The organism is Acidithrix sp. C25, from assembly GCF_904848545.2.
Window position 1 is genome coordinate 661,684 of the sequence record NZ_CAJHCI020000003.1, and the last position, 17,897, is coordinate 679,580.

Sequence of the window (17,897 nt, forward strand, 5' to 3'; positions counted from 1 at the left end):
TTTGATAGAGAATGAAACCTCTTGTAGTCTTGAGGTGAGGCTAAGAAGCCAGCGAGCAAAAGGTCGTAAGATCCTCGTGCCATATGTGACAGGGGGCTATGACGACAGCTGGTTAGAGACTATTCAGGCTATCGCTGAGGCTGGAGCTGACGCGATCGAGATCGGAATTCCATTTTCAGATCCCATTATGGATGGGCCGATTATTCAAGCAGCATCCCAGCAAGCGCTCGATCGAGGGGTGACTCCAGCTTCCATCTTTGCTCAATTGGAGAAGTTGGATATCGACGTTCCGTTGATTGCCATGACCTATTGCAACCTTGTCTTTCACAGTGGATTTGAACGTTTTGGCGGGTGGCTCTCGATGGGCGGAGTAACTGGAACTATCTTTCCGGACCTACCGTTGGAAGAGTCACACAAGTGGTCAGACTATGCAGAGTCGATAGGGATAGCAAATATTCTTTTAGTCGCGCCTACTTCGTCTATCTCGCGTAGCCAGGAGATTGCCAGCGCTAGCCGTGGCTTTGTATATGGTGTTGGGTTGATGGGCGTTACCGGAATTCGAGCTAGCCTTGCAGAGAGTGCCTCGAAGGTTGCATCTTCCCTAAAGGCTATTACAGATCGGGTCGTCCTGGTTGGGATCGGCATATCTACTCCTCAGCAGGCGAAAGAAGTTGCTCAAGTTAGTGACGGTGTGATAGTGGGGTCTGCCTTGGTCAAGCGACTACTCGATGGCGAGGGACCAAATGGTGCCTATGCCTTTATCTCCTCGTTGCGCTCCGGCCTAGATGACCTTTAGGTGTTAACTCCTCTCAATGCTTTTAGCTTGTATATAAAAAATCTTGGACAATTTTAGATAGAGTTGAGATCTCGAATTGTCCTAGATGGTATTTCTCTTGTGAACTTTCCGAGCGAGGTGGTAAAAATGACATTCCCGGATTGTGAGCTTTGCCAAGCGATAAAGATTACGCCTTGGCTCTATGAAGACGATATTTGCTTCGTGGCGCTGTGTGAATCCTGCGACGTTCCAATGGTTGTTCTACGAGAACACAGTGTTGATCTGTCAGAAGAGCTGCTTGATGACCTGATCGAAAAGTTAACAAAAGCGGCCAGTTCTTATTTTGGTGAGCGTGAATTTTTCATAGATAAGATTCGACGACAGATCCCCGATCACTTTCATGCCCATGCTCGGCCGCGCCCTAACTATATGATCTTTCGCCAAGGCCAAGGATCGAATTAGGTCATATGTTTGGCGGCTTGAGATGTCGAGCAATCTCTCTGGGTATTGGAGAGATTGTCTCGGGCAAATGACGGGCTTCGCTACCTTCAATGGCTACATTTAATTGAGCATGTACCTATGTTGACGATTGATCGATGCTCCAATGGTCCCTCCAAATGAAATTTCGCCTCTAGATGGCGGATATTGGAGCCCATCGCCTAGAGCGACCCTGCATGACTAACTCAGCTCCTTGGCGGTCGATGCTTTATCGAGGCGGTTTGGACCTAAAGCTAGTGGAAAATTCCCAAAATTCGATCGTATTGTTTTTTGCTTGGATAGCGCAATAACTAGATGGCGCAGAAGAACCTATTTGCTGATCGCTGCTGCGCCGTGGTTATTTAATTTTTTACTTCGGTGACCCTAGTGCTTTTTCTTCGGTAAAAACTTCGATTTTCGCTGTGATCGTTGGGCATTTTCTTCCATTCGGCTTCGGATGATCTCTCTTCGTTCTCGGAGTTCACGATAGGTAATGGCGTTTGTTTGCTGTTCGAGGCCCAGTGAGTTTTTGACTCCTTCGAGATCGACAGGCACTTCACGAAGGTCTACTCCCACGTCAGCTGCGATTCGAGCCCCATGCTTGGTTGCAAAGTAAGCAGCTAAATATGTGATCTCAGAGAATAGATCGACATCGGGGGCGAGCTTCGCGATTGATGAGTCTAGGAATATCATGTTTTTTATAAAGAGCATTAGCTCCTTAGGCAACTTTGCCCCATAACCTAAAAGTGCTTTGGTAAGCTCACGGATCTCTTTGGTAAGCTCTTCTGGAGACATTGAAGTCGGGTCTTTGGTGGGACGATCAAGCCCCAGATCTGCTATTACCAATTCGATATCGGTATCTATTGGTAGGGCTCCTAGGTCGCGCAGGGCGCTGGTTTGCATTCTAACGTCGTTTACCGTACCGCCCATAAGCAGCCGTAGAAATGCCAGTCGTTTTTCCTCGCTAAGCCGTCCGGTTATTCCATAGTCAAGTAGTCCAACAGTACCATCTTTTTGAACCAGAAGATTGCCTCCATGAAGGTCTCCATGGAAGATTCCAAAGAGCATGGCACCTTCCATGAAACCGACAAGGGCGGCCCTGAGAACCGCTGAAGTGTCGATTCCCGCATTGCGCATTCCGATTGCGTCGTCCCAGGCAAAGCCTTCTAGACGTTCCATAACTAGGACCCGGCGCGTAACATACCGACGGTGGGGTCTTGGAACAACGATGGCTCGCTGATCAGTCTCGGCGAGCAGTCTGGCTACATCTAACATGTTGGCCGCCTCTAAACGAAAGTCCAACTCTTCGACGATGGTCTCAGCAAATAGTTCAACGAGAGCAGGGGGGTTTGCTAGCGCTGAGACTGGAATTCGACCAATGAGTGCGGGTGCAAACCATGCCATCGCTGCAAGGTCGCGTGTGACCAGGTCGCCAACGGTACTTCGCTGGACTTTTACCACGACTTGTTCTCCCGAGCGAAGGCGACCCAGGTGGACTTGGGCGATAGATGCTGAAGCTATTGGCTTTTCTTCAAACTCTAGAAATACCTCTTCGAGCTCTGCGCCAAGGTCCTCTTCAACTGTCTTTCTGACAATCTCGAATGGTTCTGGGCGCACTCTATCACGGAGTTCTTTGAATTCAGTTACAAGCTCCTCGGGAAAAATTCCTTCACCTGACGAGATAATTTGACCGAGTTTAACGTAAGTCGGACCGAGTGCTTCAAAGGAGACCTTTAGTCGCCTAGAAAGTCCAATCCTTGAGATGGGATTCCCTTTGGGCTTTTCTTTGAGTTTCCACATGACTAGCGCTATCGCTATCGAGGTGCCTACTTTGACTACTCGGGAGGTGGGAGGAAGCTTTTTTCGGGCCAAAAGGCGTGGTACGGATTCCTGGCTTCGGCGCCTTAGCCGATCTATACCTCCAAGCCAGAGATAATGGTCGAGGTCGACTACCCATGGTCCGTTTTTAGAAAATGATCCTATCGAATAATCAGAAGGTGCCTGGATTTGGCTGGCCTCTTCTACGTTTGTTGCTGCATCTATATTTTGTGATTCCACAGAGTTAAACCTTACCAAGGCTTGCAGATTATTGGTATGAAAGTCCTTTTAGGAGCTTTGAATTGGCAATTTTACCCTATCGATTAAGGAATTGTTTTTACGTGCACCACTTTGGATCTTCATGGCCAACGCTATCTCGGAGTTCTTGTTGGGTGTCGCCTCGTACCGCAGTGCTATCTAACTGAGTTGCTCAGTTTTGTTTAATTTTGCTCAAATCGAGTGATTCCGCCATCTTTATCTTGGATTCGTTTACCTTTTGATTGCTGTCGTCACATCGAGATTGATACCCAAAATGGCTCAAGGCAAAAATGTAACTGGATAAGCAGAGTTGATCACTTGTCTTCATGGATGGTTTGACTTCTACTGACCATTTGATTGCACTATTTGGGTCAGTAGTTATTTTTGATTGCGTGCGCATGACTCAAATCGGTAAGTCTTCTAATGCTCATTAAAAATTGACATTGATGATAGATCGATTAATGATAAGCCCGAATTTTTTATCGAGGTGGTTTTATCGATCGTCCTCTTTGGGCACTTGTCATATTGAGATGTTTATTTGCGCTTGAAAGCTCCGGAATCGCCGTGGAGTAAGTAGTAGTTGATCGCGAAAGTAGCGAGTTTAGCGAAATTTTATAGCTACTACTGCCGCGGTTAAAGGCCAAAACCCCATAAATGAGAGTTTCTCTATGGGGTTTTGGCCTGAAAGCAGGTAATCAAAATCATCAGACTTGTTATTACGGAGTTATTGTGATTCTAGCTACGAGCTATCCTTCATATTTCGAAAAGATCAAGCTGCCGTTATGGCCGCCAAAGCCAAATGAGTTTGAAATGATTGCCCCGTCTGGCAGACTCCGTGCACTCCCAATCACGACATCAATATCGATTTCAGGGTCAACATTTTTAGTATTTGCCGTTGGTGGAATCATCCCGTGCTCAAAGGTGAGACATGAAGCGATGGCTTCAATTGCACCAGCGGCACCAAGTGAGTGGCCCAGCGCACCTTTGATGGAGGTGACTGGCGGTCGAGATTGTCCAAAGACCTTTGCAATTGCTTCGGCTTCGCCACGGTCATTCAACTGAGTTGAGGTGCCGTGAGCATTCACGTGGCCAATTTGCTCAGGAGCTAGCCCCGCATCAGCTAGGGCGAGCTCCATGCATCCGGCCGCGCCAACTCCATGGGGAGCGGGAGCGGTAATATGGTGGGCATCCGCATTTGAACCATATCCAGATACGATTCCATAGATATGAGCACCACGGGCAATTGCGTGACCAAGCTCTTCCAAGACCACAACCCCAGCGCCTTCGGCCATCAAAAAGCCATCACGCTCGGTGTCGAAGGGCCTAGATATTCCACTTGAGGAGGCCGCAGTCATATTTGCGAAGCCAGCAACAGCAGTTGGTGTACTTGCAACTTCAGCGCCACCAGCCAGCATGACGGTTGCACGTCCGGTCGCAATCTCCCTAGCAGCATTGCCAATTGCCTGGGTTCCAGCCGCACACGCAGTTGCGGTTGTTTGACAGGTGTTTGTAAATCCAAACTTCATCGAAATGGTTGCCGCATTGGAATTTGCCATCATCATTGGAACTAGGAAAGGTGTTACCCTGTCTGCTCCGCGAGTGTGGCAGATAACTATCTGCGCCTCGAGGGTGGTGAGCCCTCCTACGCCGGTTCCCATCCATACGCCAGCTCTGGCCGGGTCGACCTCTAGAGAACCCGTGTCTTGCATTGCTAGTATCGAAGCAGCGAGTCCCATCTGGTTGTATCTATCGGCACGACGTGCGTCTTTAACACCCATATAAACAGATGGATCGAAATCGGGAATCAGTCGTGAACCGGAGTATTCGGGTTGGTTGATTCCATTCCAGAATGCCTCCTTGCCAGTACCGACTGAGGACACGACGCCAACACCAGTGATTGCGACCTGGTATGGCGCTTCAATGCTTTGACCGGCTTGTGTCCACGCTATCTTCATGCAATTTTGCCTTTTACTAAATTGAAGGCGCCACCAACTGTGTCGACACCTTCGAGTTCAGACTCCTCCACCTTTATGGAAAAAGAATCTTCCAACTCCATAACCAACTCTACGATATCAAGACTGTCAGCGTCTAGGTCCTCAGCAAAATTTGCTTCCATGACTACTTTGTCTGGGCTTACGCCGAGAACCTTGACTGCGCACTCCTTGAACTGCTCAAAAGCCTTAGCGTCGTCCATCTTCGCAACTTCCTTCTTTTGTTGTTGTTGTTTCCCATGAGAATCCGCCATCTGGCTTATCCCTTTTTATGCCAAGGTAGTGGCATTCCTTCCGATAAATGATAGCGGATCTGGCGGCGATGGACTAAAAGCCCATCGATAGTCCTCCGTCAACAGGCAATATCACCCCGGTAATGTACGCAGCTTCTTCCGATACGAGAAACGCTATGGCTCCTGATATGTCCGAAGGCTCCGCAACTCTTTGCATTGGAATTGATGAAGTCATCTCATCCATGCGCTTTTGGCTCAGATTGGCTGTCATTGCCGTAGCAACGGCGCCGGGCGCAATGACATTGGCCGTAATATTTCTGCTTGCCACTTCTCGAGCTAGAGATCTAGCAAAGCCGCTCAGACCTGCTTTTGATGCGGCATAGTTGGCTTGACCAGGTCCCCCCATCCCTGCGATTACCGATGAGACAAAAACAATTCTACCAAATCTGGCTCGAACCATCGATGGTAGAACTTTTTTCGTGAGTCTAAAGGCTCCGGTCAGGTTGGTTTCGATTACAGAATCCCATGCGTCGTGGGACATCCTAAGTAAGAGAGTGTCTTCTGTGATACCTGCATTTACGATTAGAATCTCGATCTTACCGAATTTGGCTTCAACTTGATCGATAGCGGAATCTATAGAGTCGCTATCTGAGACGTCGCAGGAGACCTCCATGAATCGATCTCCGTATTTGGTTAGATTTTCACTACTGTGGCGAGATCGATAGGTGACCGCTACCTTGTATCCTCTCTCAAGAAGTACCTCAGAGGTGGCTGCTCCAATTCCAGTTGCGCCACCGGTGATAAATACACACCTTGACTCTTGCACTAAACCACCCACCGTATCACTGCTGCAGCCCAGGTCATTCCGGCTCCAAAGCCGCAGAAGAGAACATGGTCACCATTTTGAAGTCGTCCCATCTCAGCGGCTGCAACCAAGGCTAATGGAATGCTACCGGAGGAGGTATTGCCAGTTTTATCTAAAACTATCGCGGTTTTTTCAATCGGGATTCCGAGGCGATTGGTTGCCGCTTCTATGATTCGCAGGTTTGCTTGATGAGGTACGACGAGGGATACATCTGAGGCTGCGATTCCTGCACGCTCCAAGGCTTGCTTGGAAGACGCAACCATGGCTAGAACTGCCTTCTTGTAGACTTCACGCCCTTCCATCTTCATGTATCCGCCGTGATCACAGTAAAGGATAGGCACGAGACTTCCATCGACACCTAAGTCCCATCCCAAAAAGGCATTGTCTTGTAACTCTGTACGCTCCATGATTACAGCGCCAGCGCCGTCCGCAAAGAGTACTGCTGTTGAGCGGTCTTCCTGGTCTGTTATTCGACTCAGGGTATCCGATCCAACGACAAGAATCCGCTTGACTCCAGTTGCAATCATTGAGTTGGCTAGGACCATAGCATAGACAAAGCCCGCGCATGCCGCGTTGACATCAAAGGCTCCGCAATTGAGGCCGAGCTCTGCTTGCACTGTCGCTGAGGTCGCAGGAATAGTCTGCTCCGGGGTTGTCGTAGAAAGAATCAAAAGATCGATATCTTTAGGTTCTAGTCCGGCATTCGCCAATGCTTTCTGTGAAGCTTCGATTGCGAGCGAGGATGTGGTGCCTCCAAATCGACGCTCTTTGATGCCCGTTCGTTCGGTTATCCAAGCATCGTTGGTTTCGAGGCGAGCCTCAAAGTCGGCGTTTGTCACGACGGTGTCGGGAAGCGCAGAACCCCACCCTACAATCTTTGATCCATAAAACACGTTTAGTTATCCAATGCGGTTCGTAGCCAAGCGATTGGCTGTCCTGTAGTTACTCTTTCACCATCTGAGGCGAGATATCCGCTTAGAATGCCGGTAAATGGCGATCTAACGGCCTCGCTGTTTACCTCTCCGAGGCTATTTCCAACTGAGACTCGATCTTTGAGTCCAATCTCGTGAGACAGTGAAAATACTCCTGCGTTAGGAGAGACAACTATTCGTTCAGATGCATAAAGATGTTCGCCTAATACCATCTCGTTAGGTACTGCGGTGCGAGCGTTTGCCTCGACTGCCATGATCAATTTATCGAGGTCGTTAGGGGTCTGAACCGAGATGCCAGTTACGTCTGGAGCGGCTCGTTTAGCAAGGCCAGTCAATACGTTACCTGGACCAATTTCAACAAGCAACGTTGTACCTAGGTCTCGAAGTTTGGCTAGTGACCTAGTCCACATAACAGGCGATGTTAGTTGTTGCGCGAGAAGCCGTATCCAGTCTGCTGCACGTCGATACGGAAACGCATCGACATTGGCGACTACGGGTACTTCGGCGTCGTAGAAACGGGAATCTAAAAGTGCTCTGCGAAGACGTTGTCTCGCGTGCTCCATATATGGGGTATGAAAGGCACCATTTACAGGTAGAACTAAGGCTTTTTTGGCGCCAATTTCACGTGCAATATCGATGGCACGTTCGAGGGCGTCGCGCCTTCCAGAGAGTACGACTTGGCCTGGAGCGTTGTAGTTGGCTACCCAAACTTCGCCTCCGGCTGCATCGCATGCCTTTTCTGCGCCGTCGTCATCGATTCCTAAAAGTGCTGCCATTGCACCCGGATTCTCTTCAGCTGCATTTTGCATGGCTTCGGCTCGCTCGCCGACCAGTTTTGCACCCGTGTCAAATGGAAGGGCACCTGCGGCGACAAGTGCGCAGTATTCTCCTAGTGAGTGACCGGCGCAAATTGAAGGAGTGACTCCGGTTCTCTCGATAGCATCAAGCACAAGCATCGACATTGTATAGGTGACGAGTTGAGTGTTGCGAGTTTGAGCAAGCGTCTGCTGGTCAGCGTACAAAAGTAACGAGGCTATATCTCGATTGGTTGCTTCAGACGCATCGGCCACGACCTCCCATGAAGGATGGTCAACCCACGGAGCTCCCATGCCAGGTTTTTGGGAACCTTGTCCTGGAAAAGTGAACGCTATCACTTGGTGCCTTTCATTGCTGCACGTTTAATTTCGTGAAACATATTCCTATTAATTCTAGGCGTTGCTGCTTTAGTACCATCGGTAACTTGATTTTTATTGCCTAGATGCCTTGACAGTTTGTTGATAATATGTTATGGGAGCCAAGGCGTCTAGCAAAGTTATACAAACGACTTGAGCCTCTGTGAGTTAGCCTTCGATGCTTTTGATCAGAGCGACTGCCACGTTTGCGGCTCGGCTGCAACATTGGGTGAAATTAAATTATCGAGTTATTCTTCGTCCTTGTCTCGGTGCTCACCCATCTGTATTTGGGCGAAGCAATCTCTTTGTTAGTTGAGTTACGCCCATTTGGTGGGCTCTCTTCGAATTTAAACCTTATACATTTGACCAATTCTTTCAAATGCATACATATATAGACTCCGAAGAAGACACAAAGGTTACAAATTGATGGAATTAGCATCAAGGATCAACCGGTAAAAGCAGATGTATGCTTCGAAATTCTTTTAGTGGTCGTTTTTTGGATCAAGTGATTCAAGGTCTTTTTAGTCAATGAAGTGGTTTTTTTAATTTGAGACGTACTTTGGTGGGCAAGCACCTGTAAGATATTTGTTACACTTTGCCCGGGTGGTGGAATGGTAGACACGAAGGACTCAAAATCCTTTGCTCGCAAGGGCGTGCGGGTTCGAATCCCGCTCCGGGTACTCACGATATGGTTTGGTGCAAACGATTTGGAAGCTATTTGCAATCGTGCATGGCGCACGGCACGCGATATGCTGATAAGCCAGCCGATTATTTGAACGCAAATTGTAGTTGGATCTCTGTTTCCGCATTTGTAATCGGTTATCCGAGCAAGTCGGTCGCCCAAGGCCCGAAATGGTTACGATCATATTTTATTCTTCCACACAGTACATGCTCTATTGACAAAGAGAGATAGGTCTTTCTTTGAGCGATAATCAGCATCCTTAGTAACTCATTTCCGATTGGAACTGTGTTTAGCCCGGACTGTGGCTAGAAAGGACTGTCACGCTTTTATTGCGACTTTCCTATTGTGGTGATGTGCCCGTTGGCCTTACTACTGTTCAATTCAGAAGTCGCCCTAATAACACAGGTGTGTGAAAGCGTACAATAACCGATTATGGAGCATCTGTGATCGGATCAAAGAATTAGCTGAAGTGGCGAGTGTAAATTTCGCTTGGAGCCGACTTTGGAGATCGATTGCCATAATTATTTGGTATTTGGCCCTTATTAGTTAGATTGATGCATGCGTCGCGCCTTCTGGATCCAGACCCTGTTGCTGCTTACAGTCGGAACAATAGCTCTTCGGTTGTACTTGATCTATATTCCGCGGTCGCAGACGGCTAGGGATTTCTACCTGAAAGTTCAAGGAGGCGTTCGAGTGATCTCTTTGAGCTGTCTATCTCAGCGATTTGGTTAGGCCCGAAGCAGCCTGTTCGTTTGAGTTCGTTTTTTATGAATAGTGAAGATTCGTAGACGCAATCGGTTAGTTCTTGGTTGAGATCCTCATAGGTCCTAAGTGTTCGAGCTAGATCCCAGGCGTGAATTGTTAGGTCGCAAGACCTCAATAAGATTAAAGTTTCGATCGAAATATCCCCTTCGGGATGCTCAACTACTCTGTCTTGAGGCCAGCATTCTTCGAGGGACTCTCGTTGTTCATCGAGAGATTCGAGACACTCCAGGAATAGATCATCGGTGATGGTGGGCAAGGTGGGTAATGCCTCTACCTTTTGATTTGAAGCACCTTGAGCTAGGTACGCCGCAATTCTTGACCCTTGGGTAACGTGTATCAGTAGGTCTTGAACGTTCCAGCCCGGCCACGGTGTCGGGTTGGTAAGGTCGACATCTTCGATGGTTAAAAGCCGCTCCCTAAATGCTTCAGTTGCGAGCACTAGTATTCGATTTGGTTCCATGGAGTAATTTTACCATTCATAGTCCGTGATGGAATTGCCTAGATTTTTTAGTAATTATCCGTAGCCTTTAAAACATTGGTCGAATATTTGTTTCATAGGGTTTCCTTATGAATGTTGAGCTGATGCCGACTTATATCACTACATTTGCTGTGTAGATATATCTGTCAGCGCATTTGCCAATTGTTTTCGTGTTAGATCGGTTTAAGCTTTTTGTGCTTGGTGTCGATAGTGATGGTGATGCGATGCACGTAGGACAGTGGATAGCAAGACATCGAACTTCGTCTTAATCTGTTGGAGAGATAGTGTGACTTTGCTTAGAGAGGGAACCAGAATCTTTCTGGATGCGTCGACAACGCCTCAGTCTTTAGAGGGAGCTTTTTCGGTACCCGCTTCGGCTTTGCCGGCGACGTTGTTGTACATGTCAGATCGAGTGGCCCGGTTGATACTTGAGACGCCCAAGAGCTTTCGTCTAAATTCCAAAGGGGTGCTCTATCGTAAGGTTCGTTTTGGCCTCTTTGGAGCACCATTTGTGGTGGAAAATAATGAAGATCCATCTCCAAAACTTCTTTCGGTGCGGCTTTTGAATCCGGGCGCTGTTCTTCAGCGGCGAGAGTTCGTTCGAGTCTCAACTGTCCTTGGAGTTTCGATATTTGTTCTAGAAGATGATAGAGCTATCGCTAATTTTACGGCTGTGGCTATTGATATTTCACAAGGTGGGATGCGGATTAAGACGTCTCATGGGATACGGGATAACGAGCGAATTAGGATTTCTTTTTTAATTGAAGGAACTACTCTAACGGTGTACGGACGTCTGAAAAGTCGTTTTCCTGATCAAACTTATGGTTTTGAATTTGACAGCATCTCTGACTCAAATGCCTCCAAGATTTGCAGATATGTCTTTAGAACTCAAGTTGCCCAGAATCCTCAACTTGGCAAACGAGCTAGCTTCTCTGACAATGATGGCGGGTCGACCCCCAGTAACTCTAATCCTGAAGAGGACGAATATTGGGATATCTTCAAAGAGGGGACACTCTCTTCGATAGCTGTATCGACTGATTATCGTGACTTCAATAAGACAGTATTTGGAGCGTTCAATCGTTTTTCCGTGTTCAATTGACTTAGCACCATGGCTTTGATCTTCACCAAAAGAGTCTTGTCGATTGGAGCCTGACGAATGGTCCGATGAATAGTTTGCAACATGGCCAACTGAGCGAGCAAATAAATATAACAAAGCCCAAAGGGTATGGTCCGGGTCTTGCTAGTTGTCGCCAAATAAGAGATGACGTGACTACCTTTTTGCCTCAGAATGGCGTTGAGTAAAAGCGACAATCAGTCGAGATATCGCGATTAAAGCAAGGACGAAGATCACAAGTAACATTGCCGCGTCGAAAGAGAGCCTTTGGGCCGCTACGGTTGGTTGGTTGTAGAAGGTCCACACTGCATAGGTTAAATATCCCAGAGGAGAGTGGGTGAGGGCTAGCTTTGGTAGATTTTGTGAGTATCCGGCTGTGTACAGAAGGGGAGCCGTCTCTCCAATTGAAATTGCTAGAGCGACTATCAGACCAGTTGCAATCCCTGGAAGGGCAGTTTTGAGTGAAATTCTTGTTAGGATTCGAGTCGGTTTGAATCCTAGGGCTTCTGCACCTTCTATGTAGGCTGTCGGGACCTGACGCAGCGCTACCTCAGTCGTCTTGGCGATATATGGTACGACCATTGCCGAAAGTGTCAATAGTCCAGCTCCTAGGGAAAAGCCCCAGTGAAGTCCAACCACTAGGGCCGTGTATCCAATGTAGCCAATGACGATCGAGGGTATTCCAGCTAAAACTTCAGATGACGAACGTAGAATTACAGCGGTTCGACCTTTTGCAAATTGTGAGAGATAGATACCAGAGAGGATTCCAATTGAGCCAGCGACCACCATCACCCCAGTGGTAATGGTAGCCGTTCCAACGATTTCATTCTTTAGGCCGCCTCCCAAACCTACCCCGTTTTGCGTTATGACGCTCCATGAGAAGTGTGGTAGTGCACGAATGATCACCTGAAGGACGATCCAAATCGAAGGTGCAATCACCAAGACAAGCGCGATAGAACATAAGACTATGACCGCCAGGTTGATAAGTTTGCGATTTCCACTGTGGCGTGAAGTATCCTGGCTCAATTTTTTAGACTCCTCTTCCAATCGGTAGCGACGTTGATGCGACTCGCCTCACGAGTAGGCGTGCGCCTACATTGGCAAGAAGTGTTATGAGCATCAGAATTAATGCCGCCTCGGCCAATGTCTCAACCGCTAGTCCGGTTGCGTCGGTCAGGGCTGAGTCAAGCTGACTTACAATTGTGGCCGCGATGGTCGTGAACGTGCCGTAGATATTCGTGGGATACGAACCTAGCACCACTCCTGAGACCATAGCTACCGCCATGGTCTCTCCAAGGGCTCTCGCAAAGCCCAAAACGGTAGCGCCGATAACACCGGCGGATATCCAAGGAAAGGTAACTTTTCTTGTTACTTCCCACTCCGTCATGCCAAGGGCAAATGCACCTTCTTCGGCGAGCCTGGGAACTTGAGCTATCAAATCTCTGGTAGTCGATGCGATAATAGGAATAATCATTATTCCTAAAATTAAAGATGATGTCAAAAGCCCCTCACCGGCGCCAGTGCTACCTCTGAAGTATTTTAGTATGAAGATATTGGGGGCGTGGGACGCGATGACTGGATAGATGTCACGCGAAAGTAGAGGACCGAGAGTTAAGGCACCCCACAGTCCAAAAACTACACTTGGAATGCCTGCGAGAAGCTCGAGGAATGCTCCGACAAATCCTCTAAGTCTTGGGTGAAGCTTTTTGGCCACAATGACCGCAGCGCCAACAGACAAGGGGATGGCGAAGATCAGGGCTATTACTGACGATTCGAGGGTACCAATAATCAAAGGAAGCGCACCATAACTTGCAAGTAACGGGTGTTGAACCCCATTAGTAGTCACTGGATTTGCATAGAAGTTACCAGGTCGCCAATTGCGACCAATCAGAAAGCCGCCACCGTTGTACTTGATCGCCGGGTATGCCTTCTTGAAGAGAATCGTTAAAATCCCAATTAAAACCAAAAGTGGTACGCAGGTAGATAGTGCACTAATGACCGTAATCGGACTCCATCGCCCCAACTTAGCCGGAATGAATTTTCCGTGATCGTCGGGTGAATTTGCCAAAGCGTCTTCAACAACAGATGTGGCCATTTGTAGTCCTCGTCTAATTGGTGGATTGTATTTAATTCTTCGACAAACGACCTGACATGGAAGTCAGGTCGTTTGTTTTGTACAGCCGCTTGGAAATATTCGAATGATTTCTAGCGGATTATTTTTTAGCCAGCTTGGATCTTGTTAATTTGCGCAAGAGAAAGAGCAGCTACGGACGATGGCAGAGGTTGGAAATTGACCTGGCTTAGATACGAGGCGGCATTCCCATGACTTGGATCGATCGCCCAGGTAAGTACGGATCTGATGGTGGCTGCTTTGTTCGCATCGGTTTGTGCTGTATTTACTATCGCGTATTCAAAGTTGATTATCGGATAAGACGCTGTCCCTGGGCCGTAAATAAGCGAGATCGCTTCGTTGCTAGGCACCTTGGCGATGAAGCTTTGGGCTTCAGCTTGAATGGAAGTTGGGGTTGGGACTACATATTTTCCGGCGGCATTTGAAATGGCTGCCATGGTAAGGTTGGCTTTCTGAGCAGACGATGCAAAGCTAACACCGACATATGCAATGCAACCCTTAGTGGCGCCGCATGTGGTCACCATTCCACCGTTCCCATTTGCTGATAGAGCAGTCGATACGGCTGGCCATGGCACCGTGGTTCCATAGGATACGCTACTTCCCCATCCGCTTGGATCGACAGCTGAGAGATATTGCGTAAATATGAAGGTATCACCTGAGCCATCAATTCTGTGAACGGGGATGATTGCTAGGTGTGGCAATGTCGCCGAGGGATTTAGGGCTTTGATGGCCGGGTCGTCCCAATATTGAATCTTGCCCTGATAGATCTTTGAAATGACCGATCCGCTTAGATCAAGTTGTGTCGTTACTCCAGGGATGTTGTAGACGATCTCCTGAGCCGAGATAGCTAGGGGGATATTTACCAGTGTTGGACTCTTGGTAGTTTGGGTGGAGGAGAGATATGCATCCGAGGCACCTATGTCGACAGTGGCTGAAGCAGCATCTGCTATTCCGGTCCCAGATCCCGTTCCCGCAGTAGTTATTGTAATGTTAGGAAATTGCTTTTGATAGTCGGGTGCCCAAAGGTTAAAGAGTGGATAAAGTAGAGTGGAACCGGTCTCTTGTATTGCAACCTTTGCAGTCGGTGGATTTTCTCCTGATGCAAAGTTCGGTGCAGTAGTTGTTGAGGCTGACGGGGCGGCGGTCGTAGCTGCTGCTGTGGTAACGCTCGACGAGTTTGACGACGATGACGAGGAGCTACCGCAAGCTGATGCGACCAACCCGCCTGACAGAAAGATGCCAGCGAGTAATAGAGGTTTTTTCGGCAACATGCCGTTTCCTTTCAATAGAGTGGTTTTTGTCTAGATCGACGTTTTTGTTTACCCGATACGTCCGGAGATGTAAAATTGGGTCTCTGGCATCTGAGGGTTTTCGAATATCTCCGAAGTCACTCCAGATTCCATTAACTTTCCGTCGAAAAAGAACATCGTGTAATCAGAGATTCGTTTGGCTTGAGCCAAGGAATGTGTCACAACGATGAAGGTGATCTCTGGGACGAGCTTGGAAAATAGATTTTCTACGGCTTCCACAGAGATCGGGTCAAGCGCAGACGTGGGTTCGTCTAGCAGCAGGACTTTTGGTTGCACGGCAAGACTTCTTGCCAAGCACAATAATTGTTGTTGTCCTCCAGAGAGTCTGAAAGGGGAATCATCCAAGCGATCATATACGGCTTTCCAAAGGCCGACCTTTTCAAGGGCGTCTTGAACGATCTCTTTGTATGCAGCGCGCGGAGCCATTTTGTGGGCTTTGATTCCGGCAAGTACGTTATCCTTGATTGACATTGGAAAAGGATTTGGTCGTTGAAAAAGCATTCCTACTTGGCGGCGTAACTCTAGAAGGTCGATCTCCTTGGAGAGGACCTCTTGGTCAAGGAGATTGATGCTGCCTTTGGTCCAAAAGCCCGATACTTTGTCGTTTAGTCTGTTTACACTTCGTAAAAACGTAGTTTTGCCTGACCCTGTTGGTCCAATTAGGGAAACGATTGACCCTGTAGGCATCGCTAAATTTACATCTTGGATGACATGCTTGTCTCCGAAACCAATATCAAGATGTCGGACGTTGAGAATTGTTCTCGACGTACTGACATCTGTCCTTTGAGAGGTCTTATTGCCCGGATCCTCTTCGCGGTCTATAACCAAGTCTTTCATTTGCCCCTCACCAAGGTGATGCCATTTGGTTTCCAAGTATTTCTTCGAACCTTGGTTATGAACTTAACGAGGCAATGTTAACGCCGGGTAAACATGGACGATTATTTGGATTTATTAATGTGCAATATTGATAGCTCCTATGGTCTTTTCTAGTAATGCTGATGGAATCTAAGTTGGATGAAAGAGCCATAAATAGATCACGAACAGGTATTTAGTAATTGCTATTGTAGGTTAACTTCGCTGGGAGATATTAATGATAATTTCTGAAACCTTTGTCAGGATTATCGGATTTTGAGGCTCTTTTTTAGTATTAATAGGACGGTTGTATCTTAAATGAGTACGATTGATGATTTTGAAATGTATTCTTTTGCTTGTAAGTGGGCTGAGTATAGATGAAGGCGAATTCGCGTATCGATGAGTATTTCACTGAGATCTGTTAGGATTGGAATTAATCAGGTTATTAACATGAGCCATTTTTCGCATAAGAGCAGTATGTAACCCAAATGATCATCCACGCAAAGTGATCAGCCAATATGATCACAATTTTGGACAATCATTGCGGCCTTGGTTGTCGCCTCATATAGGGCTATCGTTATCTTATGGATCTAAACGTAAATGTCCGAAATGCCGATGTTGTAACCATCAAAATCCCATTCAACAGAGAACTCCGCTCTTCGCTCCATCGGGATAACTTTAAATCGGGGGTTATCCTGACTTTGGAAGGCGGTGGCCATCTCGGATTTGGTGAAGCTCCAACATTGGCACTTCCCAGCTATGGCCCAGACTTCACCAATGGGGCATTTGTGGCTGTGGAGTTGTTTCTGGAGATGGCAAAGGGCTATTACGAATCGAACTCTAAGGAGATTACTATTCCAGTCGGCGACTTTATAGGTAGGTTGCTGCAGAGTTATAGAGGCAACAGACCCGCTATAGCCGCAATTGAGATGGCGCTTTTGGATCTTTATGCCCGTCAAAATAGTATTGGTCCACTTGAGACTATCGCGCAATATTTGAATCATGGCGAGGTTGAATATGGAGTCGGTGCCGGGGCTCTTGTGGATCGTTCCGGAGACCTTTTGGACTTTGAACTGGAGCCCCAGGGTGGCTCGCTTGGTTTTCTGCCCCTATCTGGGCTGGAGGGTGCCGAGGCGGATGATTCCTATGACTACTCCCAGTATCTAGCTTTGATCGAGTCAGGGTTTCGTCGAATCAAAGTCAAGGTTGACGGATCCAAGGGTGGATCGATATTGGGGTCACTTGCTAAGGTTTGTGAACTCAATCAAGGTTTTGTAGAACTATCGGTTGATGCCAACTGTAGTTTACGCCAGCCATTTCTGCTGGAGAGTATCTACGATATCGGCTTTTCCTACGTTGAGGATCCCTATGAGTTTGATTCTCTAAGCAACCTTGCCGACTCTCTCTCCAATAAGAGCGGAAGGGTCGCCTTGGATGGTTGTTTGACTTCGCTTCCTGTGGTCAGCGACTATATCAAACTCGTTAACTTTGACATCGGGGTACTCAAGCTCGATCGAATGGGATCAATACTTGAGGTTGTGAGGTCGGCAAATGCGCTAGCTCTGGCTGGTAAGAATTTCTACATCGGGGGTATGTACGATAGTCCGATACTTCGTCGTTTGAATGGGAATTTGATTCGAGTTCTAAGGCCGACTGAGGCGAGCGACTTAGGCGCCGACGGTGATTACTTTGATTGCGAATTGCTTCCAAGTGCTCTTCGAATGGATGATGGGAGACTAACGCTCCCAGGTGGAGTGGGTCTTTGTGGCATATTTCTACCAAATGAAGATCAAATCGGTATTTCAACGTCTCTTTTATTTGTTTGAGTTGATGCGCCATCCGCATAAAGATAATTCCACCATAGTCTTGTGCTTCTTTTGGAGTCGATAAAATTAAAGTCTGCGATATCAAATACAGCCCGTTGGGTTTGGACGTTCGGCGGACGGGAAAACCTTCGTATTGATCTTGAACAAGTTCTGCGTTGGCGGATCCCAATAGATGTTAATCGAGCCCCAGTTGAGTATTCCAAAACTCTTTACTAGTC

Annotated in this window: 15 protein-coding genes and 1 tRNA gene; 5 read left to right on the forward strand and 11 right to left on the reverse strand. The window is 47.6% G+C overall.

Annotated elements, in window-relative coordinates:
- Position 1: 1 nt before the first annotated feature.
- Complete coding sequence (trpA, locus tag ACIDITHRIX25_RS000000101965) at positions 2-796, forward strand: tryptophan synthase subunit alpha (protein ID WP_249685824.1); 795 nt, start codon at positions 2-4, stop codon at positions 794-796.
- A gap of 126 nt (positions 797-922) precedes the next feature.
- A complete protein-coding gene (locus tag ACIDITHRIX25_RS000000101970; RefSeq protein ID WP_152626015.1) occupies positions 923-1,237 on the forward strand; it encodes a hypothetical protein in 315 nt (104 codons plus the stop codon).
- A gap of 399 nt (positions 1,238-1,636) precedes the next feature.
- Here ACIDITHRIX25_RS000000101970 and ACIDITHRIX25_RS000000101975 read toward each other — a convergent pair whose 3' ends face one another.
- The 6 genes from ACIDITHRIX25_RS000000101975 to fabD all read right to left on the reverse strand — a co-directional run bounded on the left by ACIDITHRIX25_RS000000101975 (position 1,637) and on the right by fabD (position 8,503).
- A complete protein-coding gene (locus tag ACIDITHRIX25_RS000000101975; protein ID WP_082058646.1) occupies positions 1,637-3,310 on the reverse strand; it encodes an ABC1 kinase family protein in 1,674 nt (557 codons plus the stop codon).
- 764 nt (positions 3,311-4,074) lie between these two features.
- Complete coding sequence (locus tag ACIDITHRIX25_RS000000101980; RefSeq protein WP_052605703.1) at positions 4,075-5,283, reverse strand: beta-ketoacyl-[acyl-carrier-protein] synthase family protein; 1,209 nt, start codon at positions 5,281-5,283, stop codon at positions 4,075-4,077.
- On the reverse strand, positions 5,280-5,573 hold the full coding sequence (locus ACIDITHRIX25_RS000000101985) for an acyl carrier protein (protein ID WP_283770449.1): 294 nt from the start codon (positions 5,571-5,573) through the stop codon (positions 5,280-5,282). The genes ACIDITHRIX25_RS000000101980 and ACIDITHRIX25_RS000000101985 overlap by 4 nt, the downstream gene beginning before the upstream one ends.
- Before the next feature lie 73 nt (positions 5,574-5,646).
- Positions 5,647-6,378, reverse strand: a complete 732-nt coding sequence (fabG, locus tag ACIDITHRIX25_RS000000101990; protein ID WP_152626016.1) for a 3-oxoacyl-ACP reductase FabG — start codon at positions 6,376-6,378, stop codon at positions 5,647-5,649.
- Complete coding sequence (locus tag ACIDITHRIX25_RS000000101995) at positions 6,378-7,310, reverse strand: beta-ketoacyl-ACP synthase III (RefSeq protein ID WP_052605705.1); 933 nt, start codon at positions 7,308-7,310, stop codon at positions 6,378-6,380. Before ACIDITHRIX25_RS000000101995 ends, fabG begins: the two co-directional genes overlap by 1 nt.
- Positions 7,311-7,312: 2 nt before the next feature.
- Complete coding sequence (gene fabD, locus ACIDITHRIX25_RS000000102000) at positions 7,313-8,503, reverse strand: ACP S-malonyltransferase (protein WP_268749156.1); 1,191 nt, start codon at positions 8,501-8,503, stop codon at positions 7,313-7,315.
- 615 nt (positions 8,504-9,118) lie between these two features.
- Here fabD and ACIDITHRIX25_RS000000102005 point away from each other — a divergent pair.
- A tRNA-Leu gene (locus ACIDITHRIX25_RS000000102005) sits at positions 9,119-9,201 on the forward strand.
- A 657-nt stretch (positions 9,202-9,858) separates the two neighbouring features.
- On the opposite strand, the gene ACIDITHRIX25_RS000000102010 is transcribed toward ACIDITHRIX25_RS000000102005, so the two are convergent.
- Positions 9,859-10,428: a maleylpyruvate isomerase N-terminal domain-containing protein gene (locus ACIDITHRIX25_RS000000102010; protein ID WP_052605707.1), complete on the reverse strand. Its 570-nt coding sequence runs from the start codon at positions 10,426-10,428 to the stop codon at positions 9,859-9,861.
- A gap of 304 nt (positions 10,429-10,732) precedes the next feature.
- On the opposite strand from ACIDITHRIX25_RS000000102010, the gene ACIDITHRIX25_RS000000102015 reads away from it, so the two are divergent.
- The gene (locus tag ACIDITHRIX25_RS000000102015; RefSeq protein ID WP_052605708.1) at positions 10,733-11,545 is read left to right on the forward strand and encodes a flagellar brake protein; all 813 of its coding nucleotides are present in this window, start codon (positions 10,733-10,735) and stop codon (positions 11,543-11,545) included.
- A 171-nt stretch (positions 11,546-11,716) separates the two neighbouring features.
- Here the strand turns inward: ACIDITHRIX25_RS000000102015 and ACIDITHRIX25_RS000000102020 are convergent, their stop codons facing one another.
- The 4 genes from ACIDITHRIX25_RS000000102020 to ACIDITHRIX25_RS000000102035 form a co-directional block, all read right to left on the reverse strand.
- The gene (locus ACIDITHRIX25_RS000000102020) at positions 11,717-12,586 is read right to left on the reverse strand and encodes a PstA family ABC transporter permease (RefSeq protein ID WP_052605709.1); all 870 of its coding nucleotides are present in this window, start codon (positions 12,584-12,586) and stop codon (positions 11,717-11,719) included.
- Between the two features lie 4 nt (positions 12,587-12,590).
- Positions 12,591-13,655, reverse strand: a complete 1,065-nt coding sequence (gene pstC, locus ACIDITHRIX25_RS000000102025) for a phosphate ABC transporter permease subunit PstC (RefSeq protein ID WP_082058647.1) — start codon at positions 13,653-13,655, stop codon at positions 12,591-12,593.
- 125 nt (positions 13,656-13,780) lie between these two features.
- Positions 13,781-14,962, reverse strand: coding sequence for a phosphate ABC transporter substrate-binding protein PstS (gene pstS / locus ACIDITHRIX25_RS000000102030; protein ID WP_201732062.1), 1,182 nt, complete (start codon positions 14,960-14,962; stop codon positions 13,781-13,783).
- Positions 14,963-15,010: 48 nt separating this feature from the next.
- A complete protein-coding gene (locus ACIDITHRIX25_RS000000102035) occupies positions 15,011-15,838 on the reverse strand; it encodes a phosphate ABC transporter ATP-binding protein (RefSeq protein WP_082058651.1) in 828 nt (275 codons plus the stop codon).
- A gap of 599 nt (positions 15,839-16,437) precedes the next feature.
- On the opposite strand from ACIDITHRIX25_RS000000102035, the gene ACIDITHRIX25_RS000000102040 reads away from it, so the two are divergent.
- Positions 16,438-17,679 carry an enolase C-terminal domain-like protein gene (locus tag ACIDITHRIX25_RS000000102040; RefSeq protein WP_052605711.1) on the forward strand — a complete coding sequence of 414 codons (1,242 nt, stop codon included), beginning with the start codon at positions 16,438-16,440 and terminating at the stop codon, positions 17,677-17,679.
- The last annotated feature ends 218 nt before the right edge of the window (positions 17,680-17,897 follow it).